Origin of the sequence: Richelia intracellularis HH01, assembly GCF_000350105.1 — a bacterium.
GTDB lineage: Bacteria > Cyanobacteriota > Cyanobacteriia > Cyanobacteriales > Nostocaceae > Richelia > Richelia intracellularis.
In genome coordinates, this window is the sequence record NZ_CAIY01000084.1 from 1 (window position 1) to 25,603 (window position 25,603).

A 25,603-nucleotide genomic window follows, 5' to 3' on the forward strand; every position below is an offset into this window, starting at 1 on the left:
ACTTGTTACATATTTAATATTCTCCTACATCTAGTAAATCAATTTATAGAATATTTTTACCTTGAGTTGAAATATATGTAAAAGTATCATAATCATTTTTATCCTAGTATTCTTGGATAAGAATAGTTATCATATATAAAGACTAAAAAAATATAAATTCTATATCACAAACAAACAGAAGTTGATCATAGAAAACCCTTTCTTTTAGCTCTTACATATTACTACTAATTGTATGATTAATTCTTTATTATTTTACATATACTATTGTTGTTAGCAATACAGTTAAGAATAAAGGTAATTTCAGGTATAGTTTCTCATAGAAAATGGGTGTATAGCATAGTACTAAATTCAGTAAATAGTATAATCTATTATGGGTTTAGAGGAGAGTTTTAGGATTACTTTAATATTGGATATGACTCCATTTTAAACTTTTACTATGGTCGCTTGTTTATCTCTTTCCACTTAAGATGTAATAATCAATTTCTCTAGAGTTTTTGGGAATGAGTACACAAGATCTCATAACAATGATGAAGCAAGAAGTCGGTAAAGCTGCTGCAGACTTAGTAAAATCAAATTCAATTGTGGGTTTGGGTACAGGTTCAACTACTGCTTATGCAATTGAGTACATTGGTAAGCGTCTGCAATCTGGCAATCTTAAAAATATTGTTGGTATTCCTACTTCTTTTCAGGCAGAAGTTCTCTCTAAGCAGTATGGCATTCCTTTAACTACTTTGGATGCCATTAACCATATTGATATTGCAATTGATGGGGCGGATGAAGTAGATATGCAAAAAAATCTAATTAAGGGTGGCGGTGCTGCACATACTCGCGAAAAGGTAGTTGATTACCTCGCCAATCAGTTCATAGTAGTTGTGGATGCGGGCAAATTAGTCACAAAGTTAGGTTCTGTGTTTGCAGTACCAGTTGAAGTTATACCCATGGCATTAACTCCTGTCATAAACTCTATCAAGCAACTAGGTGGAAAGCCAGAACTGCGTATGGGTTTGAGAAAAGCTGGTCCTGTGGTTACAGACCAAGGTAATTTGGTAATAGATGCAAAATTTAATGATATTCCCAACCCGGCAAATTTAGAGAAAGTACTGAATAACATTCCCGGCGTTTTAGAAAATGGCATTTTCGTTAATTGTGCTGATATCATTTTAATTGGAGAAGTTCAAGATGGCAAATCTATAGTAAGAGAAATGTAGATAATAAGATTACCTCTTATCTGAGCAGGGTTCCAGAGTGAGCTGGAACCCCCTAAGTTTCTTATCATCACCACCTATCCAAAACTGAAATCCCAATGCTAACACTAAGCCGAGTCAAAGTGTTAGCTGTAAGTATAGCCTAACGACTAATATACAAAGTTTACCTAGGTAAACTGAATACTTACTATAGAAATTTTGGTATATAAACCCATTCTACCATGAGCACTTTGCTTCCCATCTATACTGGAGAATATATTCAAAGTTAATGAATTCACCTATGCACTTTTTATTTGTCTTATATTTATTTAATTTATACTGAGCTTAGTCTAAATACGGGATAACATTGAATAGAAGCAAGACAATTCATTTTCTAACTTTATATTCCAGTATTCAATTTCAAATTAATTTCCTCTTAAACTCAATGTAAACTTGTCTAGAAAGAATTATGAAAGCAGATAGTTAAAAGGTCAGAGGAAATAACACTTCCACTTGATCAGGAATTAAACTAAGGACTACCGATTTGGACGATGACCCAATTAACCTAAATAAATTTGATACGCTATCAACAACAGTTCTCATTTCTCTACAGGACTCAAAGCTTCATAATTCAATCCTAGGACAAATAATTATGTGTTCTATCCTACTCTAAATACTGACTAAAATTTCCACTTTTATAATGAATTTTACTCAAGCTAATGATCTATATGCATATATGAAAAGGTATTTTAGAATATTATTAAAATAATAATAACTGTGAAGCAGCTTATAGGGGAAAGAGCATATCAGTTGTGATAAATGTCAATTTAAAGAGTACCTTATACTAAAAGATATCAAAAAAATGAAGGCATAGTAATAGTAGCAACTATATTTGATAAGTATCATAATTAAAATATAGTATTTATTGCTTGAAACTTAAAAGCAATATGATAACATTCTTATAGATTATTAAAAACATACAGGTTTTAAACTTAAACAATTAGTAAAATAATGAAGTCAGAGATTTAAGTTAATTAAATTATAGTTAGCGGGGTTTATTTTACTGGGTTTACAAATAATTATGTTGGTCTCGACAAGATTTATGGGAATAAGATATATCATTGCCATCAATATCAGATTAAATAATTATCTTAGTGGTACATCACAATAGACTGTCCAAGCAAATGGGTAAGTGTAGAATTGTAGCCTAGGCTCATAGTTGTTTTCTAACAAGTCTGTTCAATAAGGATCTAATTAAGAATCTAAAATAAGATAAAAAATATATGTTTAATAACAAGAGTATTCTATTTCATCGGAAAACTAAGACCGGTATATCACTGCTGCGAAGAATTTGAGTTGTAGTACTGCCAATAACTAAATGGCGGATACGACTATGTCCATAGGCACCCATAAGTAGTAAATTAATGTTGTTTTCCTTTATATATTTATCAATTACTGTTTCCGGATTACCTTGAATTGATAAACATACTGGCTTAAAACCAACTGTAAGAGTTTTTTGTTCCGCTTGTTCTAATTGTAGACTTGTTTTTACATCCTCTGGACTTTTTGTAACACTAATAATATGTAGGTCTAAACCTTTGAAGGCAGGAGAGTCAATTAGAAACAGCAGTATTTGTTCACAGCTTTTACTACTGTCATAAGCTAGTAACAATTTCGTAATTGGATTAAATTGGCGAGAGGTAACAAGACAGGGTTTATGACTAGATCTTAAGATTCGCTCCAGATTTGCCCCTAAATGCCCAGAGGCAAAATCTGCTGTTTCCCCCCTTTTACCCAGAATAATCAAATCTACTTTAGATTCTAACTCGGGTAAAAAATCAACCAAAAATCCAACTTTATGCATTGTCTCCAATGCCAATACACCTCCATCAGTTAGTATAGATTCTGCATCCTGCAAAATTAAATTTGCCTTTTGGTGGTTGAGCTTAGCTTTTTTATATTCCAGTGCTACTAATTGTTGGAGTAGAATATCTGAAGCATCAATCCCAATACTGCCACTCAGGTGACTTCCTCCAGCAATTAGCTGATTACGTGCGTCAGAAACATGTAAGATATTTACTTTTGCATTTAGTCGATTTGCTAACCATACTCCATACATATAGCTGCTATGAGAGAAAATTGAGCCATCAGTACATAATAAAATTCGATTCATGGTAAATAATTTCTATGATGAATATGCTATTCCTTCCAAGACTCAGTATGATTGTGAGTGCCAAGTTTATCCACTAATGTGGCACTGGCTTCATTCAATCCCAATAATTTTACATCTGAACCATTACGACGAAATTTAAGGATAATTCGGTCTAGGGTCGCTACTGCTCCTTGATCCCATAAATGGGCATTATTTAAGTCGATAGTGACACTATCTAATATTTCACCAAAGTCAAAGGATTCAAGAAATTCCTCCTTAGATAAAAAGAAAATTTGTCCACTGACCAAATAAGTACAATGACTTCCATCTTGACTCAATACCCGCTCCACAAAGACTAATTTGGCGATTTTGCGGCTAAAGAAAACTGTACTCATAATAATCCCTGTTACTACACCCAAAGCGAAGTTACGTGTTAAAATTGTAACAACCATTGTTGTTATCATAACTAGGGTTTCACTGCGAGGAATTACGTTAATATTCTGGAACGATGACCAACGAAATGTACCAATAGATACCATTATCATAATAGCAACTAGGGCGGCCATAGGTATTTGCTTGACCCAATCTTGTAATACCAAAATTGCAAATAGAAGAAACATACCAGCACAGAAGGTAGATAACCTACCTCTACCACCGGATTGAACATTAATTACGGATTGCCCAATCATTCCACAACCTGCCATTCCACCAAAAAAAGCAGTGACCATATTAGCAATGCCTTGACCTTTAGCTTCTTGGTTTTTATCACTAGGGGTATCAGTAAGCTCATCTACTAAAGAAGAGGTGAGGAAAGAAGCTAGTAAGCCGACGGTTGCTAATGTCAAAGAATAAGGTAAAATAACTTGTAGAGTTTCCCAGCTTAAGGGTACTTCAGGCAGGGTAAACACAGGTAGAGTTTTTGGCAATTCTCCCATATCTCCAACGATAGGGACTTCTAGTTTTAGAGTAGTTGCAACTGAGGTTACTACTGCTAGAGTAACTAATGGTGAAGGCACAGCCTTAGTAAATCGGGGTAAAATGTAAATAATTGCTAAAGAGATTACCGTTAAAATATATACTGTTGGAGATTTACTAATTAGCTGTGGTAATTGTGCCATGAAAATTAATACTGCCAGGGCATTAATATAACCAAGCATAACTGCCCTAGGTACGTATTTCATTTGACGGCCTAGTTTAAATATACCAAATATTACTTGGATAGCTCCTGTTAAGAAAGTGGTAGCTAACAAATATTGCAAGCCATATTCCTTAACTAAATCAATCATTAGCAGTGCCATAGCTCCAGTTGCTGCCGAAATTGACCCTGGTCTACCCCCCAAAAAGGCAGTTATAATAGCGATGATAAAGGAAGCATACAACCCAACCTTGGGGTCAACACCTGCAATAATAGAAAAGGCTATCGCTTCTGGAATTAAAGCTACTCCTACTACTGCTCCAGCCAAAATGTCGGCTCTCGCGTTTGAAAACCACTCCCGTTTTAGTTTCTGAATATTCAATTTACCTCCAAAGACTTATGAGAATTAATTGCAGAAATATTCTACCTATGAAACTATCAAGTAATTTAAATTACTCAAAAATATTTTTTGTTTTGGGTCTGTCATAATAGAGATGTAAACTGGCAAAATCATAGTGCCCTAATCTATCCTCAATTGAAGCTTGACTAAAAGCACTGAAAGTAGCATAGCTACTAGTTCATCAGTATTTGTAATGCATTTCAATATTATGGCGGTCATCAAGCATCATTGACTTACCATAAACATAGTATTATGTAAACTGTAATCCTATTATTCCCCTTTATCTTATTTCTTCCCTATAGCAGATAATTTAGATACTCACAGTTAAAAGTCTTTATGATAAAGTATGAAAATATTTGTTTTTTATCTCTTAACTTCTAACTATTTTCAGTTACGAGACTTACTATAGTAAAAATATAAGAATATTAGGTTACGAAACACTTATTTGTCCATGATTAATAGTTTTAATTATCAAAATTTTCTTAATAATTTTACCAATTATTCATATTATTTATGGGCTTGTAAATTACCTTTGATACCCATATTAGTTATTTTGTGTTCTATTGCAAAGGAACTAAATTTATATAAATTCCATAATCACTATAGGAACTAGTCAATTCCAATTACTCATACTATTAAATTTCAAGTATTTTGAATGCTCTTGAATAAGTAATTATAGCTAGTACAACTGATTAAATAAGCCAATGAAGCTTATTTAGGTTTTGGAAATACTTCAAGCTTTGACCAGCTCTTTAGTTGATTATATCAGATAGGGGATTTTGCACTTACTACTTATGTACTAATGCAACTAGCAATAAAATCTTGATGATTGTGATAAATATTATTTTCTATATTTATTATTGTACTAACTTTTCATAAGGCTGGAGAATAGAGTATTTAGTTCTTCATACATAGGAGTTGTAGTATTGCGAACAAAAACTAAATTTTGCTCATCACCAAGTAATTTTGGTTAATCACCTTATAAGACTATCAAATAATAACTCTTAGCACTTAGCAAGAAACCAACTGATTTATATTTAGTAGTATATCTATCTTATTTTAGGAATATAGAACAGCTTTAGTCAAGATATTGAAGTGGCAAAGTCATATATTGAAAAAACACATACAAAAAGTACACATGAGAGGATGAGGCCAAATTGCTTGCTCAAATTCTCATTATCTTATACCTATAAATTTATTAAACTCCCCAGGTAGGATTCGAACCTACGACCAATCGGTTAACAGCCGACCGCTCTACCACTGAGCTACTGAGGAATGTACTGGATTATTATCATAAAACAACTCTCAAAATATAACAAGTACCTTCACAAAAACTTTATATATTTTTTGTTGATAGCTAAGTTAACATCTAAATTTCACTTTAATGAAAGTAAAACCCAATATGGATTAAGATAATAAACCCCAAAATATTCTTTGTCATTTAGCTGAGGAAATAATTTCCAACGTGACTTTACTGACAAAAGTAAATCATAAAAGGCTTCTTATCTTAAGTTATTTTCTTCTAGCTACTTTAACTGCATACGTAGTTCTGTAAGACGCTGTCTGGATTTTGGATCTATCGAGTTTACTAGAAATCTGGCTTTAGATTGCTTATGAGCCTTAGATTTTCTCTTAACTCTACACAACGAATCTCTGACAAGGCAACACAACTGGTGTGCAGATATCCACTCTGCTCCATATCCCTGAATCATTAATTGCTGTGCTCTATCTGATGTAGCAACAATAACACGAGATATTGTGGATCGGTTTATTTCAGTTCTTAATGTGGCACAGGCTTTCTCAATATATGTATCAGCAGTTTGACCAAAATTAGTGTAGTACACTAACAGATTTCCTGTAATTACTTCTTGGTGACTGGAAGTATTTTGATAATGTGCATCAAAAACTATTTTTGTTTGATAATTTTCAAAAGCACTATAATTAGTTAGAGCTTCAATTAGCTCCCATCTTGCTGGCTCTAAACCCGCAGCATCTCGGGTTCTTTTTAAGCAAGACCAGGCACCAATAATGTTGTAGCCATCCACCAGCAAAATAGCTTTGGATAAGGGGCAAGACATGAGTTAGAATTACTATTTTCTAGAGTTAACAAAATCATTCACAATTTTTATAGTAATTCAACTGTTCTCTGTAATTTGGTACTACAAAATTATGAGCCCTCGATTTTATCATTTTCCAATATATCTAGTTAGAAAAATGTACCTTTAATAATACAGGATTTGGCAACTGAATCATCAAAATGTGAACGGAAATCAACTAAACTTATTTGCGATATTTCTAGGATTGAGAATGTTACAGTTCCTTACAAATAAATTTAGAGCAAGCTTGCTTCACAATACAGTATTAACCTTAAAAAAGAGTAATTTGATTTACTTATCTTATATATAGCTTGCTAGCTCATAACAAATTATCAATGTAATCTAATAACAATTAGTCTAAAACCCAAAATATATCAAACCTAAAAAGCTTTCGAGCAAACATTTTTATAGATCAGAAAATTTAACATATAATCCTATGAACAGACTGCAAGTATACCCTGCCAACTAGTATTTTTTAGGTATAGTTAATTAAATTGGATTTTTAAGTTCTTAAAGCCACTTAGATAATCCAGTGATAAAAATTTATCAGTCCCACTTAAAAGTTATGTACTACTAGCATAATAAGCCTAGTTAATTATTTTGGGATATGAAACTTATTAAGTTTATGACACTAGTTTTCAGTGGTCATTTCATTTATGCATAAAATAGTGGTTTATATTGCCTACTATCAGCAAGATACGCAGCAATGGTCCTAAATTATTAACTTAAATAAATAGTTTATTTCCTGTTATATTTACATAATACAGACTGACCTGCAATTAATATAACTTGAATATTTTGAATGTCAATAATTAAATCAAGAGCAGTTAAAATCATCCAATAAGTTAAGAATTCGCAAGTGCACATATTAGAATCATCATTCTCTGTTATTGTATTTAGTCAAATAATTATGAACTATAAATTTAGAATTTGGACTTATTATTAATTTTTGCGAGTGTCTTGAAAATGGCAAGAAAACTTATGGGTCCATAACTAATTAATTTATAATTTACTTAGATTATTGCTACTTATGATTAACCTCATAACCTGAGATCATATTCCTATTGGGACCAAGAAAGAGGAATATTGTAGCTATATCCTTTGTTATTTGGGTTTTTACTCCAAAAAGTTTTAAACTTACAATGAAAATTAGTTACTACTTAGCACATGATTAAAAATAAGCATTACAATCTACTACATCTCGACAAATAATACCAATACTAATTTGGCTTTAGTTCTAATTCTTGACTATATACTAACAATAGCCAAACTATTTTAACTATTTATACATATACTATATGTGGATTACCTTAATCATGGCCTTTGAAAATATGATTTTTACTTCATTCAGAACTAAGGTTATTCCAAAAGCAAGCATTCAATCATCACCAATAAAATTATTCAAAGTTATTTTGTAGTCAAATGTCATTTTCATATCTACAAGAGTTGAAATGTAATGATTAAGCCAAGATATTATCCTTAATACATCTAACTTGTTATAAGTTTTATACAATAAACATCTTTCTGTAGTCTTAATCTCCCTTTCATAATTATGCAACTTGTTATTTAGCTTGCTTCTATTGCATAATTGAGCATATGCAAATAATTACTAGTTTTAAAGTAGTTGCTAACTATGGTATATGCAACCTTAAATTTAGGAAGTACGGACAATCTGATGGTAGTGACCTTTTAACTGACGTGTTGCAGTTGCCCAACCCCACTTTTCTGCTTCCTGCCTTGCATTAAAACGTATAACATCACGTTCTTGCTTCTGTTGTAACAACTTTCTGGTAGCTGTGATTGCACCTTCACCGTCGCAAGTAGGTTCAAACAGGTAACCATTCATCCCATCTGTGACAATATCTGGAATTCCTCCGGAACGTGCTGCTACCACGGGACAACCAGCAGCCATGGCTTCTAATAAAACTAATCCTAGTGTTTCAGTACGGGAAGGGAAAATAAAGGCATCAGAACTGGCAAAGGCTGCAGCCAATTTATTCCCTACAAGATAACCTACGAAATGCGTACTAGTACCAGCAAAATATTCTTCTAACGCCTGTCGATGTGGACCATCACCTACTAATGCCAATCGGGCATCGGGAATTGCCTCTAAAATTGGCTTTATGCGTTCTATTTCCTTTTCAGCAGATAAACGCCCAACATAAAGTAATAACGGACTTTCTGGGTGATTTTGGGACAGATGTGATCGTATTCTTTCACTGGCTTGTTGGGGATGAAATATTTCAGTATCCACTCCCCGTTGCCACAAGTCTACCCTCTCAATGCCATGGTTACTAAGTACTTCTACCATGGCTGTAGAAGTACATAAATTCAACGCTGCCTGATTATGTACGGCTTTGAGCAATTCCCATAGACAGCCTTCCAGCATACCTAAGCCGTAGTGGTGCAAATACTGGGGTAGGTGAGTATGGTAGGAGGCAACTAGGGGAATATTGTTGAGCTTGCTATGGAAAATACCAGCTAATCCCAAAACTGCCGGGTTTACTACATGAATTAGGTCTGGTTCAAAATTATCTAACGCCTGAATAATAGAAGGTCTAGGCAAGGCCATTTTTAACTCTGGATATAGAGGTAGAGGAAAACCAGATACCCCATAAACCTTGGCTCCTTTGTATTCACTTATACCACCATCTGGACAGATTACTAATACCTGATCGCCCTGATTCTGTAGTTGTTCAATAGTATGTCTCAGGCGTGTAACAATACCATCTACTTTGGGTAAAAAGGTTTCAGTAAATAGGGCAATTTTCATAAAAACGTTTGCAAGGTAACTCTGAAGGAAGTATTCCACCTAAAAGTCGGCCAGGGAATAAGTTCTGATGAAAGCATCAGTACAGGGTTAAAGAGGGAAAAAGTAAGGGAGGGTAGAAATTAGGAATAAGGACCGACATACAAAATTTCCCCCTCTGCTCCCCTAAATGTTCTTATTCTCTATGCCAAGAGATTCTTGGCGGAATTTGTTGACTATCAACTCTATTCTGATACTTAACTGCAAAGTGAAGTAATGAATCAATCAAAGAATCGGATAAGTAGTGGGGTTTTAAACCTAAATCCAACAGCTTAGTATTCTTTGCACTAAAATAGTGCTCTTCCATTTCCACCCTAGGGTTAGCCAGGTTCTGTATTTCCACATTTAAACCCATAGCTGCACCAGCTTTTTTGACCATTACAGCTAAATCATTGATACTAAATTGCTCGGTAAATTGGTTGAATACTCGAAATTCGCCAGGTCCAGCAGGATTATGAATGGCAATTTCAATACATCGAATGGTATCCCGAATATCTAAAAAGCCACGAGTCTGGCCACCACTTCCATAAACAGTTAAGGGATGTCCTACTGCTGATTGAATACAGAAACGGTTTAAAGCTGTACCAAAAACTCCATCATAATCAAGGCGATTTATTAAAAGCTCGTCAATACTGGTTTCTTCTGTTAAGACACCATAGACTACCCCTTGGTTTAAATCAGTTGCTCGCAATCCCCAGACACGACATGCAAAGTGTATATTATGACTGTCATGCACCTTACTCAAATGGTAGATAGAACCAGGCTGCTTAGGATAAGGCAGAGTATCTTTACGTCCATTGTGCTCAATAGTAAGGTACCCCTCCTCAATGTCTATATTAGGCGTGCCATACTCACCCATAGTTCCCAATTTTACCAGATGGCAATCAGGGAAATCTGTTTTCATAGCATACAACAAGTTCAATGTACCAACTACATTGTTGACCTGAGTCATGACAGCATGCTCACGGTCAATCATGGAAAATGGAGCTGAACGCTGTTCGCCGAAATGCACGATAACATTTGGTTCGAATTTATGTAATGCTCCTTTCAAAAACTCGTAGTTAGTGATGTCTCCGATAAATAAACTAATAGACTTGTTAGTTAAGTCTTTCCAACGCTGTATACGTTGCTGAATTGTGGCGATAGGAGTTAGGGTTTTTACCCCTATTTCATTATCCCAATGCCTACGTACCAAACTGTCAAGAATTGCTACTTCAAAACCTCTATTGGAAAGGTAAAGTGCGGTTGCCCAACCACAATAACCATCGCCACCTATAACCAGGACTTTCATGTTCACCAGTTTATACTCGCTGATAGCTAAATCTACCAGGTTTATGTACCCTCTCAACCATTAAATTATGGGTGAGCATAGAAAGTAAAAGCTAATAAGTTGCAAAATTAGATAATCCTCCATCTATAGAAAATTCCTTGATTAATACTATTTCCTGATATCCTTTATTTTTAATTCTGGTAGTCGATAGTTTTCGGCTATGTAGTAAAAAAACTGATAGTAATCGTCAAATTCTTGGCTAGGTGCTTTCCCCTGCCAATAGTACTTTATACGGTTTTGGGAAAGTTTGAGGGTAATGAGACTTTCTCTAGCTCCTATTTCCACGGTTATCATTCCAGGTATTCCCTGAACATTTTTGAAATTGCTATTATTCATAGGCGTTTTAGTGTCTATGTCCCCAGTTATATGTGGAACAATTTGATTACCTGCCCAACCACGAATTTGAACTGAACTTTTTTTGGGTGAAATAAACATAATGCCATCATTATTATCCGATTTCATCTCATACCAACCACTGGGATAAGGAAACTCGAAACCATAACGAGTATTTTGGTATGTTTTCCAAGAATTTTCATAGTCTTGTAATCTTATTGTACTACACCCTAAAATTAGGCAGAATAAAAAGCCATACACACTCCATTGACAGCCTTGGTAAATAGTTGTTGTAAAATTTTTCATAAAAATTGATAGTCATTAAAATGATTTTCAAATCTGAGAAATTATCCTAAGGAATTAATTATTTAATAGGTCTTAGAAAGCCTTTATTCTTATGTCTTTTATAGGTATTACAAAACTTTTATCAAACACATCAATTATAACTGTTAAAAAGGCTATTAAGATTATTTTGTTTCTCAATTTACTCATGAGAGCTTATTTAGATAGGGCTTGTGTATCCTAATAAGTTAATACTTTTTACCATTCTTAATGGCCCATTATTTTAGTTGCTTTGATCGTAATTATTTAATTGGCTTTTGCCTGTAATCAGAGAAAAAATTAAGAAACATAACGAAAAAGCCGTTAAAACGTTTTGCTGTCTTGACAATTAGTATGAGAGTCGATAACGTAAAATACATACCCGGGTAAGATCAGATAATAAAGTCATATGCAAGCAAAGCAAAAGGTCACTTTGTATTTGTCATCAGAACTGCACAAAAGCTTAAAAATTCGTTCGGCAGTCGATTCTGAACCGATGTCCGAGTTGGCGGAACGAGCCTTGATTTTTTATTTAGCGAATTCTGAATTAGTAGATCATAATGAGGCCATATGTGGCAGAAACCACAGAGTATATTCTTGTCCTAGTTGTGATAGTTCTTTACTTGTTCGTGATAGCAAGTTGGTGACATTGGGTAATCAACCAGCTGTAATAAATCAGGAATCGATTTCTATTGAAGAGAATAAGAAAGTCCCTCAAGACGAGATTGAACTAGTTCCTTGTTGACTATTAAATTTGCATTTTGACTCGTTTTATTCTGCCTGATTGATATTGATTTGTAAATCTTGATTTGTGATTTTTAAATTACTAAGTTGTTCATGAATTCTAAATTTGCTAATACATAATAATATCCTTACTGTTTCCATTAGGTTTTCAATAGGTTGATGTATGAAAGAAGAGATCAGCATTCTCATTCAAGCTCAATACCCTCTAATTTATCTAGTGACCTCTGAGGAAGAGCGGACCGAACAAGCAATATTAAAAATTGCTCGAGAAGATTTGAAACCTAAAAAGCAAGTATTTGTATGGACAGTAACTAACGGTATTAGTATGTTGGGGAACGCTGAGGGGGATGCTAAAAATAAAACCCGAAATGGTGCTCAACATAATACAACCTCTCCAGAAACAGCAATTGATTGGATTATTCGACAGAAAGAACCAGGTATATTTATCCTTAAAGATCTGCATCCATTTGTTGATTCTCCTTCTATTACCAGGTTATTGCGGGACGCAATTGCTAGTTTCAAGAATATACAGAAGAATATTATATTAATCTCACCCATTCAAAAATTTCCTATTGAGTTGGAAAAGGAAATGGTAGTCATCGATTTCCCTTTGCCAAACGTGGGAGATTTAAATAAGGTTTTAAACAGTCATCTTTTAATGAATCAGGGAGATAAGCTTGAAGAAGATGCACGAGAGAAACTTTTGCAGGCAGCTTTAGGTTTAACTAAAGATGAAGTAGACAAAGTCTACCGTAAGGCACAGGTAACATCTGGTAGACTGACTGGGCAGGAAGTTAGTATAGTCTTATCAGAAAAGAAACAATTAATTCGACGTAATGGTATTTTAGAGTACATAGAAGAGAATGAAACTATAGATGCGGTCGGTGGTTTGGAGGAATTAAAGAAATGGCTAAGACAACGCTCTAACGCTTTCACTGAAAAGGCAAGAGAATATAAATTACCTCAACCAAAAGGTATGTTAATTTTGGGAGTACCTGGTTGTGGCAAATCTCTAATTGCAAAAACAACTTCCCGTTTATGGGGTTTGCCAATACTGCGGTTAGATATGGGGCGGGTTTACGATGGTTCTATGGTGGGACGGAGTGAAGCTAATTTACGCAATGCCCTAAGAACTGCTGAATCTATATCTCCGGCGATATTATTTATTGATGAACTAGATAAATCTTTTGCTGGTAGTGCTGGCTCCGGAGATTCTGATGGTGGTACATCAAGTAGGATATTTGGTTCTTTCCTGACTTGGATGCAAGAGAAAAAGTCTCCGGTATTTGTAATGGCAACTGCCAACAGGGTTGAGCGTTTACCAGGAGAATTTCTAAGGAAAGGACGCTTTGATGAAATTTTCTTTGTGGATTTGCCCACTCCTGAAGAGCGGCAAGATATTTTTATAATTCACCTAGGTAAGCGTCGGGAAGATATATCTCGGTTCAACTGGGAACAATTATCAAAGATGTCCGATGGTCTTTCCGGAGCAGAAATTGAACAGGCGATTGTTGCAGCAATGTATGAAGCTTTTGCTCAAGATCGAGAATTTACTCAACTAGACATTATTGCTGCACTTAAAGCTACATTGCCACTGTCTCAAATAATGCAAGAACAAGTAACAGCCTTGAGAGACTGGGCAAGACAACGGGCAAGACCCGCTGCAGCCTCCGTTGCTGAATATCAGCGTATGGAGTTCTAAAAGCTTTCCTCTGTCAATGCAGGGGTAAAGGCTAGCCAAACCAGCTAGCAGTTATCAAGAAATCGCGTACTTATAAACGCGGTGTTATCTAAGATTATGTTGTCTTTTTTCTCAATTTTCTTCTTTGGAGGAAACCCAAATGTCACACTTTAGCACTCTACGTACCAAAATCACCGATTCTGAAATACTCACCTCTTCCCTAAATGATCTTGGTATTCCTGTTCTGATTAATGAAGATGTTCGTGGTTATAATGGCCAGCATGTTTGTGCAGACATAGTTGCTGTCTTAGAAGGCGAGTATGATTTAGGTTGGTCTCGCAATGCTGATGGATCCTTTGATCTAATTGCAGACCTATGGGGTGTTGCCAAAAAGCATAATCAGACTGAATTAATTAATTCTATAAACCAAAAGTATGCCGTTAACAAGACCCTCAAAGAAGTTAAACAACGCGGTTTGCAGGATGCCAATATCAAGTTAGTTCTAAAATAATCTCCATGGTGTATTCACAAGTTAGTATGGGGTAACTTATATTACCAGTTGTTATCCTACTTTGTCCTAGGGACTAGAAACAATCTAGTCCCTTTTTAGCTTTAACTATTTAGCTAAGATAAAGATGAATCTACTAAATCTTTTAATAATCATATAGTCATTAATTTATATAAAAAATAAACCGAGAATCCATTTATTTTTAGTTTATGAAAATTTATAATTTAAGTCCGCTAGATTTTTCCTTACAGGATTTCAAGACTGCAAATATGCAAATATAATCATAGTGAACTGTTACAACAAAAATAAGGTTACAAGTACATCCTAAATTTTCTTAAGTCAATTAATAAATTACCATGGAATGTTGTTTGATAAATTAGAGAACATTTACATATGCCTATTGTTTCTTGCGTAATTCTTTCTATACCAGCTACAAGTGCTAATTTAGGGCCTGGCTTCGATTGTATTGGTGTTGCTTTAACCCTAGATAGTAAATTTAAGTTTACTCGTCTCGAGAGTGGCAATTTTTCTATTACTGTTAAGGGCTTAGAAGCAGAGAGAGTAAAAACTGATAGTAGCAACTTATCATACCAGGCTTTCATAAAACTATACAAACATATACAACAAAAACCACCACCAGTAGATATAGAGATCACACTTGGTATTCCCCTAGCTAGAGGTTTGGGTAGTTCTGCAACAGCAATTGTTGGTGGTTTAGTAGGTGCTAATGAATTAGCAGGTAAACCATTAAACCAGTTCCAATTAATGGAATTAGCTATTTCTATGGAAGGACATCCTGATAATGTAGTCCCTGCCTTAATTGGTGGATGTAGACTAGCTGTTACTAGTCAAACCAGTTGGAAAATTTGTGATGTTCCTTGGCATAAAAATATTATTCCTATAGTTGCTATTCCAGACTTTGAAATATCTACGGAAGATGCACGTAAAGTTTTACCAACTCAAGTTAGCCGTGCAGATACAATCTTTAATACAGCACATTTAGGGCTATTATTGCGGGGATTAGCAACAGGTAGAAGTGACTGGTTAAAAACAGCTTTACAAGACAAATTACACCAACCCTATCGTAAACAATTAATTGCTGGGTATGATACTGTGAATTCTGCAGCAATAGATGTTGGGGCATATGGCATGGTAATTAGTGGTGCTGGACCAACTTTACTGGCTTTAACAGATATGGAACACTCTGCGGATGTAGTTGCTGCGATTGCAGCAACTTGGCAACAATATGGGATTATCGCTTCTGTGCAACCACTATCTATAGATCAGCAAGGAGTAAAGATTATATCCCAAACCCAAATACAATAAATAAACAGAGTCTGTATTATTTTCTTCCCTCTTTATAATCTGATAGACAGCTGGAATCATAAACTGCTTCATTCGTATATCATTTCTAATGATTAATACTACCCTACAAACAAAATATGAAAAAGCTTATTATCTCTTGAGTGATTTATATCCCCAAACCAATCACCAATATTCCATAAAATCATTAAAACTATTTAGATAGTCCAAGCACAACAATTCACTATATGTTGTGTATAGGATTTCCCAACAGAGGTAAGATGTACCAAGGTAGTTTTAACTGAGGTTTCTATTAAGATAGAGTAATTTATTTTGAGAGTTTGTTGATCTCCAAAAAATTTTCCAAGGTTGTCTAAATCTACTAATTATTCAATATGGAAAACTACTAATTTATTTTGGCATGATTATCTATCATATTTTATTACTGTACATCATATTTTCAATAACTTGACTGTTAACAATTAATCATTTTATAATATCTTATAAAGTCAATTCTCCGTCTGAATTGTTATCTAAGTAATATTTTTATACTAATTGCAGAAATATTTATACACTGTCTTTTATTATAGAGGTAAGGCTATTTATAAAACCTATTTCTGCTTAACTTGTAGCGAAAATTGTGTGATGATCATATATCAAATTCACTCCTGTAGTTCAAGTAGACCTGATAGCTAATAAATTCACTAATTAAGTATGTAAATACTTTGAGCAACAGTAGTCAAGTAGTAAAATCATCCAAATTTAAATAAAGCAAATAGCATATTTGGTAAACAATCCATTAAAGGAAATTTTATATAGTCGATAGCTCAAGATATAGGTGCGTCTGAATTTCATATGATAGAATACAAACATATGGTATGATTTTCAGTGGGTTAACCCACTGAAAATCATACCATAACTAAAAATCAAACGAGTTTAGCCTAGCTTATCCTCCAGAGAATAATAAACAATTATATTGTCTCAAGTATCTCGACAATACATAACTATACTCTGTCGAATTGGGCATAAAATTGTTTCAGAAGATATGCCAGATATCCAATAATTTGCCTATTTAGTATTTGGAACTGTACAAATCGTAGCCACTAATTTTTTATGGTGGCGCAGGATATTTAAGTAAAAAGATTGATATAAATTGTCTTTTGAGTATCCTATATCAACTCCTTTCGACATTAAATACTTATACAATTCATCAATTGTACCCACAGGTTGACCATTAAAGCCTACAATTATATCTCCTTCTTCTAGGCCAGCTTTGCATGCTGGACTATTGGGTTCTACAAACATCACAAGGATACCAGTATTTTTGCTCAATTCATGTTGAAGCATTAACCGATGAGAAATTTTGACATTTTGCCCCCCGATACCAATATAAGGACGTTTCAACTTACCATATTTCATCAAAGCAGGAATAACCATTTTGGCTGTGTTAATGGGAACAGCAAAACAGATACCTTGGGCAGATGCAACAATAGCTGTATTAATACCTATTACTTCCCCATCGGAAGTAACAAGGGGACCACCAGAATTCCCAGGATTCAGGGCTGCATCAGTTTGAATGATATTTTCTATAAGTCTGCCAGACTGAGAGCGAAAAGAACGCCCCAGAGCACTAATTACACCCGTAGTGACAGTAGTTTGAAAACCGTAAGGATGCCCAAGAGCAATTGCCAATTGACCAACCTGTAAAGATTGGGAATCTCCAAATTTAGCTGCAATCAAATGGGGTGCATGAATTCTAATTATTGCTAAATCCGTGTCAGTATCACTGCCAATGATTTCTGCATTATAATTGTGACCATCTGATAGTGTAACCTGAATTGAACTTACATCATTAACTACATGACTATTGGTAAGGATATAACCATCCTGAGTGAAAATCACTCCAGAAGCATTACCTTTTAATTCTTGCTTATGGTAATAGTCGCGCTGTCCAGAACATTTTTGTACATCAATATTGACAACTGCTGGGCTTATTTTTTTAACTACCCAAGTTACAGCTTGAGAATAGGCATCTAATAGCTGTTCATCATTCTTCTGTAAAGGCATTCTTGATGAAGTTTCTGCTTTCCCGTAGGATAAATCATCACTAGAAAACCAACCCAAATTAAATTTCATATGAGTTTAGGATATGTAATACAAGAACACAGTATCTACACTCGGATTCCCTTAAACTTCAACTTGATTTTTTTAGATCAATCACTTTCTAATCTTATGTTATCTATTTTCTTGCAAACTTATCGAATAATAATATAGAAATATCTAAAAATTTTTTCTGCCTGACTATGTATTTCCTAAACAAAGCTAAATAATTAATTAGCACAATAAAATATAATATTTTTTTATCTTTCTCTCAAATTGTTATTCAAGTCCTGTCTATTTAATTTCAATATTTTATGTGTGATTGATATAGTTTAAAATCATAATTTCCCTTTTAATATTATTTTTTCCCAGCTTTATTAATGTTCTAGTAATATCAGATATTAAACATTAAAAATATATAAATTGTATAGAATTTAACTTCAGGCTAAAAATTATGTACAATTAATGCTAGAAATCAATTTTTCAAACCTTGATATTAATAATTCTACTTTTATTGTTCCTTGAAACCTAACCTATACCCTATTAGGGTAATACGGGATTTTATTCTGGCTACTAAATGTTAGATCCTAGATTAAGATGTGGAGAAATGTAAGAACAATTTCTTGGCAGTATTATTAATTGAAAGAAAATTTACTGAATAATTTAAATATCATAGATACCCCACTTATTGCAAAAGTTGGGTATCCGTAAAATTTTTAGAATAGATTAATAATCTACTGTAAAAGGAGGTAATTCTTCCAAAATAGTGAAGCGAATATGATTAATTGCCAACTCACCAATAGAAACATCCTCTTTGGCTAAACGCTCTCCTTTTCTAGTTAAAACTTCAAAGGGAATACCCTTGCCAATTTCAATATGGAACCACGCTAAGCCCATGAAAAACCTCGTTGGGTTTGGACCTGAATCAACTAAGTCATCGGGATTTGACTCCATGGGTAACCAACCAAGGGTAGGGATGTAAAATTCTAGCCATACATGGTTAAAATCTGGTTGGAGGGGAATACCCTTTTTGTCTCCTTCTACAGGACATTTGTACCTCCCTACTGTTCTACAAGCAATACCATTTAAACGACACAGAGCCAATAATACACCTACATATTCTCCACAAGAACCCACACCCCTATCCAAAACAATATCTGGCGTATTAATGTGTGGTTTAATACCATAAGATAGCTTGTCGTAAACATAATTACGGATGCTATAAATTTTGCGTAGTATATTAGTCTCTGTTCCAACAGATTCTCGGGCTGCATTCTTAACCACAAGAGTATCCATTGCCAAATCATCATCATCAACTAAGTAGCGTTGTTGGAGTTCGCTTGGTAGTGAGGGGATATTCTCAACATCTCGTGGACTAACCCGATATTTAACACCTCTAACTTCGATTAAGGCCTTCCAGCCAAAAATATGTTGCTCCCCAGGATTAAGACAATCAAACCTGAACACAGCTACTCTTTGCCCATCTGCTATTTCTTCTGTAAATGGCAAACCAATGGGCTCAATTGATCTAATCTTCTGTCGGTTCGTTTCTGAGGGTATAGCAATGCGCCATTCTAGTTCCGGTAAATATATGTCATCTAGTGGAGAAATTTCCTCTACATAGGACATTTCTACCAAATAGCCATTAGAAAGGGCATAATGTTTTTCTGAATCATAATTGTAGTAAAGAGGATGTATGAAAGTGCGATCACGGTATGTTAGTTCGTGGTTAGGATTACTATTGGGATTGTCTCGAATATAGGGTTCTTCGCTGGCATATGACACGTAAAGAGTTTCTTCCCCAGTGATATTATGAGTATGAACAGCAATTCCCGAGGGAGAATCAAAAGGGGTAAGAACACTAAATTGAATTTCTCCAGTAGCCTTGTCCAGACAATATACGGATTGCTCCAAATCATCGCACACCCACAATTTTTCCTGGGCAATAGCAAGGTTTTCTATCCCCACTCCAGGGGCAAAAAAACGAGTAATTTCCCTACGTGTACTCTGATCAAAAATGAGAATATATCCCAACTTTTGACAGCTAACGTAAATTGTTGATTCCCAAACAGCAATTCCATGGGCCCGATAGGGTAAGGTAACAAAATGTTCTAAAGCCAGGGAGTGGAGATTACATAAGTAAACACTATAGTTTCTAGTAATCCACAATACATCTCCCCACAATGCCAAACCAGTAGTGCCATGGAAATCTCTGACTTGGTGAGAGTTGATGATTTTTGTATTATCTGTCAACGGATCTATCTGCAAAAGATGACCCTTTATTGTATCAACACCGATAAGAGTATCGTTAATAAAAGCTATGCCACCGAGAGCGGCGGTACCTAACGGTCTAATTGTCCTTTGCCCAAACATCTGACTTCTTATCACACTGGAGAGTGCAAAACTCATATTAAGCTAATTTTTGCAACTAGTTAGCGTGTCTGGAACTAGTTATGGTTTGTATCCATATTTTTGCATCACCATATCCCATAATTAAATATAATGGATCAACTTAGGAAGATTTTATTTGCATATGCTGGAAGTATTGCAATAATTACGTATACAACAACATATTTTTCTAGAAAAAAGACACTTGTATGCATCTAAATCTTCCTATATCAACATTGAAGTAAGTTTAGACCCCAGCTTGATCTTGGCAACAAAGCCCTCTTTGCTGTTCTTGTTTTTATTTGATGGTTTTCCCACCATCACCAAATTATGATCGATGTTTATAACCATTTTCTCTAATCTACAAGATGTCTGCTAATTCTCTGCCTGATACAGCCACTGCTTGGCATGGTTTGGAAATTGAAAAGTCCCTAGAGCTGCTATTTAGCAACGCAGACGAAGGGTTAACATCCCAGGAAGTACAACAACGCTTACATGAATATGGTTCTAACGAGTTACAGGAAGGAGCCATACGAAACCCTTGGGCAATCCTATGTGAGCAGTTTAAAAATATAATGTTGTTAATGCTGATTGCTGTTGCCATTATATCTGGTGTATTGGACATCGTGGCTTTGCAAGCCGGCAACAATCATGGCAACATTCCTTTTAAGGACAGTATTGCTATTTTATCTATTGTACTTCTTAATGGTATCCTTGGCTACGTGCAAGAGTTCCGTGCAGAGAAAGCTCTGGCAGCTTTAATAAAGCTATCTCCCTCCAATGTACGGGTAATTCGTAATGGAAAACCTATGGATGTAGCTGGTAGGGAAATAGTTCCTGGGGATGTAATGTTAGTGGAGGCAGGAGTTCAAATCGCAGCTGATGGACGTTTATTGTCAGAGACAAATCTTCATGTAAGAGAATCTGCCTTAACAGGGGAAGCCGAAGCAGTACATAAAAGGGCAGATCTACAATTGCCGGAAGAGACATCTCTTGGGGACCGTATTAATTTGGTCTTTCGGGGTACAGAGGTAGTTCAAGGCAGAGGCAAGGCTTTAGTGACGCATACAGGTATGCAAACGGAGCTTGGTAAGATTGCTACCATGTTGCAGTCAGTAAAAAGTGAACCCACTCCCTTGCAACAACGTATGACTCAGCTGGGAAATGTGTTGGTAACTATTTCTCTAATGCTAGTAGTTTGTGTAGTTGTTGGTGGCATAATTCACACTGGGAGTGGAAATCAGATAAGGCAACTGTTGGAAGTATCCCTGAGTATGGCAGTGGCAGTAGTCCCAGAAGGTTTACCTGCAGTAATTACGGTAACATTGGCATTAGGAACCCAAAGGATGGTACGTCGCCACGCTTTAATTCGAAAGTTACCAGCAGTAGAAACTCTGGGTTCTGTAACTACTATTTGTTCCGATAAAACAGGCACTTTGACACAAAACAAAATGGTGGTGCAGTCTTTACATATCAACCAAAAGTCTTTCACAGTAACTGGACAAGGCTATCAACCCAGGGGTGAATTTCGTTTACATAACGATGTCATCATGCTGGAAGAGCATCCAGAAATTTCACCAGTGTTGATAGCTTGTGTAATATGTAATAATGCTGTTCTCCAGCAAAAGGAAGGGGAATGGACAATATTGGGTGACCCTACGGAAGGAGCTTTAGTGACCCTAGCAGGTAAGGGAGGTGTTGAACAAGACCAGTGGACTAGCAAATTGTCTAGGGTGTTGGAATTTCCCTTTTCTTCTGAACGCAAACGTATGAGCGTTATTTGCAGGGCAGAAGGGGTGGATACTGGATTATCACCTTTTAGAGATGTTGATCCTTTGCTCAAGGGCTTAGTAGCACCGAACGGCTACGTCATGTTCACCAAGGGTTCACCAGAGTTAATCTTAGCTCTGTGCTCCCATATTCATACTAGTGAAAGTAATGATCCCTTAGATAATCAACAACGTACTGCCATTTTGTCAGAGAATGATCGCATGGCTAGCAAAGGCTTGCGGGTATTGGGTTTTGCTTACAAATCACTAACTAAAATTCTTCCAGAAGACAGTGCAGAGCAACAAGAACAAGAATTGGTTTGGTTAGGATTGTTAGGGATGTTAGATGCACCTCGTCCAGAAGTGAAATTAGCAGTAAAAGAGTGCCGAGAAGCAGGTATTCGTCCTATTATGATTACCGGAGACCACCAACTTACAGCTAGAACAATTGCTACAGAATTGGGTATTGCTGGAAAAGAACAACGGGTTTTTACTGGTAAGGACTTAGAGAGTATGAGTAATGAGGAGTTAGAGGAAAATGTCGATTTAGTTGGTATTTATGCCCGAGTCTCCCCAGAACACAAACTCAGAATTGTCCAAGCATTACAACGCCGGGGTAAATTTGTAGCTATGACTGGTGATGGGGTAAATGATGCTCCTGCCCTTAAACAAGCCGATATAGGCATCGCTATGGGTATTACAGGCACAGATGTGAGTAAGGAAGCCAGTGACATGGTACTGTTAGATGATAATTTTGCCTCTATTGTTGCTGCTACTAGGGAAGGAAGGGTTGTTTATACCAATATCCGCCGTTTTGTGAAGTATATTCTTGGCAGCAACATTGGTGAAGTTTTAACTATAGCTGCTGCCCCAATTTTAGGATTAGCAGATGTACCTTTAACTCCTTTACAAATTCTCTGGATGAATTTAGTTACTGATGGTTTACCAGCTTTAGCTCTAGCTGTAGAGCCTCCAGAACCTGATATTATGAGGCATCCTCCTTTTACTCCCAGAGAAAGTATTTTTGCCAGGGGTTTAGGTTTCTACATGGTGAGAATTGGCATTATTTTTTCTATCACTACTATTATTCTCATGAAATGGGCGTATGATCATACATATGGAACAAGCATTGAAGGATTAAGTCCAGAGCGATGGAAAACCATGGTGTTTACAGCTTTATGTATCGCTCAAATGGGCCATGCTATTGCTATTCGTTCTAATCACCGATTAACCGTTGAGATGAACCCATTTTCCAATATTTTTGTGTTGGGAGCAGTAGTTGTTACCACGATTTTGCAGTTGATGTTAATTTATGTTCAGCCTCTTCGTTCCTTCTTTGGCACTCATATCCTCAGTACACAGGAACTATTTATCTGTCTTGGCTTTAGTGCTCTAGTATTCGTGTGGATTGAATTAGAAAAACTGTTTTTCCGCTTTATAGGTAAAAAGAACTTCTAAAAAGCAGGATAATTTGATAGTTAAAAGTTTATGAGATAACGGAGTATTTTTCATCTTTGATTATACTAGATCAATGCTAAACCTAAATGGAGGGGTAATTTAACAATGAGAGATAGGTAAAGACTAGTACTTACTTATCACTTTCCTCTATTTTCCAAGTTTATTTCTTCCCTTCGATCTCTTCCATGTATCTTCAAAGTCTATATATAGAAAATTTTCGTAATTATTCCCAGCAGAAGGTTGAATTCAACGCTCCCAAAACTATTTTGATGGGTAATAATGCTCAGGGAAAATCCAACTTATTAGAAGCAGTTGAATTGTTAGGAACATTAAATTCACATCGTAAGGCAAGGGATCGTGATTTAATTCAAAGTGGGGCTTCGATTGCTCACATTTGTGGCAAGTTGGAGAGAGAAATCAGCACTGATACCCTTAAGTTGACTTTACGTCGACAAGGTCATCGTACCGTAAATTTAAATGGGGAAAACTTACGTCGGCAAATGGATTTCTTAGGAGTTCTGAACGCCGTACAGTTTTCTAGTGTTGATTTAGACTTAGTTAGAGGTAGTCCTGATGTCCGTCGTTGCTGGTTAGACACTTTGCTAGTCCAACTTGAACCAGTTTATGCCTATATTTTGAAGCAATACAACCAGACCTTGCGCCAGCGTAATGCTCACTTGAAGGTATGTCAGAAGTCAGAAAGTCCTTCTGGGCTAGAAGAGTTAGCCATTTGGAATAACCAATTAATTACTTATGGTACTAGAGTAATTAGAAGAAGAGAGCGTGCCATTCAAAGGTTAGCTCCCATTGCAGCCCATTGGCATTCCAATATTAGTAATAGTACAGAATACTTACAAATTAGTTATGATTCTCATATACCCCTGGAGTATAACTCCCCAGAAATTATCCGCAAATCTTTTTTAGATAAACTACAGCAACGTAGTGTTGCAGAAGTAAGTCAGGGTACAACACTTGTGGGTCCTCACCGTGACGAAGTAAAATTATCCATCAATCAGATTCCGGCCCAGCAATATAGTTCTCAAGGTCAACAAAGAACCTTAGTATTAGCCCTGAAGCTGGCAGAATTGCAATTAATTGAAGAGGTAGTAGGTGAGCCTCCTCTTTTACTATTAGATGATGTATTAGCCGAGTTGGATTTATTAAGACAAAACCAATTGTTAGATACAATCCAAGACCATTTTCAAACTCTTATAACAACTACTCATTTGGGTGCTTTTGATGCTCAGTGGCTTCACTCCTCCCAAATTCTTCATGTTTATTATGGAAAGGTAATATCCGAATAAATAAACTAGGATATTAAAGAGCAAAGTGTTTCGAATTTAACCTCTGTTATATCTCCCTACTCTTCCCAATTTTTTATTATTCTTAGTTTTATTTGTAGTCAGGTCCATTAGTATACCCTGAAATCATGGATTAGATTTAGTAGAGAGGGGGATTGTATCTATCTCCGTGGAACCAGAAGCATTATAAAGAAGTCATAAGATTAAGGTTATTCTTTGTACAGATTTGTGCAGAGCAAAGTCTATTTTTTATAATTATTTACCTATTAGCTTACAAACATTTCTATATCCATGAATATATAACTATATTTTTCATGAGCAGCTTATGCTATGGAATTACATACAAATATCAAGTTTCTGATAAGTTTAATTAATAAAAAATAATGTAAATTAAATTAATAAATAAAAAGTCTTAGCCAATAGGAGAACTTTTCCCCACAGTTGATAAATATTTCAGGAAAGGAATTCAACTGTAATTAACATGTCTAGATGATATATAATCAAATCCTATTGATTATATAATTAATAATTTACTTATAATACTTTACAAAATACTAGTTTACATTTAGATTGTTGGTATGGTTTTGAGCAA

General features: G+C 35.4%; 15 protein-coding genes and 1 tRNA gene. 7 read left to right on the forward strand and 9 right to left on the reverse strand.

Annotated features, from left to right (window positions below; genetic code table 11):
* Positions 1-500 precede the first annotated feature (500 nt).
* Positions 501-1,208, forward strand: a complete 708-nt coding sequence (gene rpiA / locus RINTHH_RS09145) for a ribose-5-phosphate isomerase RpiA (protein WP_044304973.1) — start codon at positions 501-503, stop codon at positions 1,206-1,208.
* Positions 1,209-2,493: 1,285 nt separating this feature from the next.
* On the opposite strand, the gene RINTHH_RS09150 is transcribed toward rpiA, so the two are convergent.
* From RINTHH_RS09150 to RINTHH_RS09180, 7 genes are all read right to left on the reverse strand, one after another.
* Positions 2,494-3,357, reverse strand: coding sequence for a universal stress protein (locus RINTHH_RS09150; protein ID WP_008235707.1), 864 nt, complete (start codon positions 3,355-3,357; stop codon positions 2,494-2,496).
* Between the two features lie 26 nt (positions 3,358-3,383).
* Positions 3,384-4,853 (reverse strand): SulP family inorganic anion transporter, encoded by a 1,470-nt coding sequence (locus RINTHH_RS09155; RefSeq protein WP_008235708.1) that lies wholly within the window; start codon positions 4,851-4,853, stop codon positions 3,384-3,386.
* 1,221 nt (positions 4,854-6,074) lie between these two features.
* Positions 6,075-6,146 (reverse strand) — tRNA-Asn (locus RINTHH_RS09160).
* A 251-nt stretch (positions 6,147-6,397) separates the two neighbouring features.
* Positions 6,398-6,949: an NYN domain-containing protein gene (locus RINTHH_RS09165; protein ID WP_008235709.1), complete on the reverse strand. Its 552-nt coding sequence runs from the start codon at positions 6,947-6,949 to the stop codon at positions 6,398-6,400.
* A 1,672-nt stretch (positions 6,950-8,621) separates the two neighbouring features.
* Positions 8,622-9,740: a glycosyltransferase family 4 protein gene (locus RINTHH_RS09170; protein ID WP_044304974.1), complete on the reverse strand. Its 1,119-nt coding sequence runs from the start codon at positions 9,738-9,740 to the stop codon at positions 8,622-8,624.
* 172 nt (positions 9,741-9,912) lie between these two features.
* Positions 9,913-11,067: an NAD-dependent epimerase/dehydratase family protein gene (locus RINTHH_RS09175; protein WP_008235711.1), complete on the reverse strand. Its 1,155-nt coding sequence runs from the start codon at positions 11,065-11,067 to the stop codon at positions 9,913-9,915.
* Positions 11,068-11,214: 147 nt separating this feature from the next.
* Positions 11,215-11,745 carry a hypothetical protein gene (locus tag RINTHH_RS09180; RefSeq protein ID WP_008235712.1) on the reverse strand — a complete coding sequence of 177 codons (531 nt, stop codon included), beginning with the start codon at positions 11,743-11,745 and terminating at the stop codon, positions 11,215-11,217.
* Between the two features lie 424 nt (positions 11,746-12,169).
* Between RINTHH_RS09180 and RINTHH_RS09185 the strand changes: the two genes are divergently transcribed.
* The 4 genes from RINTHH_RS09185 (at position 12,170) to thrB (ending at position 16,019) form a co-directional block, all read left to right on the forward strand.
* Positions 12,170-12,505: a hypothetical protein gene (locus RINTHH_RS09185; protein WP_044304975.1), complete on the forward strand. Its 336-nt coding sequence runs from the start codon at positions 12,170-12,172 to the stop codon at positions 12,503-12,505.
* A 162-nt stretch (positions 12,506-12,667) separates the two neighbouring features.
* Positions 12,668-14,206: a stress-responsive protein Ycf46 gene (ycf46, locus tag RINTHH_RS09190; protein ID WP_008235715.1), complete on the forward strand. Its 1,539-nt coding sequence runs from the start codon at positions 12,668-12,670 to the stop codon at positions 14,204-14,206.
* A gap of 139 nt (positions 14,207-14,345) precedes the next feature.
* A complete protein-coding gene (locus RINTHH_RS09195) occupies positions 14,346-14,696 on the forward strand; it encodes a DUF1257 domain-containing protein (RefSeq protein WP_008235716.1) in 351 nt (116 codons plus the stop codon).
* Between the two features lie 390 nt (positions 14,697-15,086).
* Positions 15,087-16,019 (forward strand): homoserine kinase, encoded by a 933-nt coding sequence (thrB, locus tag RINTHH_RS09200; RefSeq protein ID WP_044304976.1) that lies wholly within the window; start codon positions 15,087-15,089, stop codon positions 16,017-16,019.
* Between the two features lie 1,044 nt (positions 16,020-17,063).
* Here thrB and RINTHH_RS09205 read toward each other — a convergent pair.
* Together RINTHH_RS09205 and RINTHH_RS09210 are read right to left on the reverse strand one after the other, a co-directional pair.
* A complete protein-coding gene (locus tag RINTHH_RS09205) occupies positions 17,064-18,131 on the reverse strand; it encodes a S1C family serine protease (protein WP_008235718.1) in 1,068 nt (355 codons plus the stop codon).
* A gap of 690 nt (positions 18,132-18,821) precedes the next feature.
* Positions 18,822-20,504: a transglutaminase domain-containing protein gene (locus RINTHH_RS09210; RefSeq protein ID WP_008235722.1), complete on the reverse strand. Its 1,683-nt coding sequence runs from the start codon at positions 20,502-20,504 to the stop codon at positions 18,822-18,824.
* A gap of 347 nt (positions 20,505-20,851) precedes the next feature.
* On the opposite strand from RINTHH_RS09210, the gene RINTHH_RS09215 reads away from it, so the two are divergent.
* Together RINTHH_RS09215 and recF are read left to right on the forward strand one after the other, a co-directional pair.
* Entirely contained in the window at positions 20,852-23,710 is a 2,859-nt protein-coding gene (locus tag RINTHH_RS09215) for a cation-translocating P-type ATPase (protein WP_008235726.1), read from the forward strand.
* Positions 23,711-23,895: 185 nt separating this feature from the next.
* Positions 23,896-25,014, forward strand: coding sequence for a DNA replication/repair protein RecF (gene recF / locus RINTHH_RS09220; protein WP_008235728.1), 1,119 nt, complete (start codon positions 23,896-23,898; stop codon positions 25,012-25,014).
* The last annotated feature ends 589 nt before the right edge of the window (positions 25,015-25,603 follow it).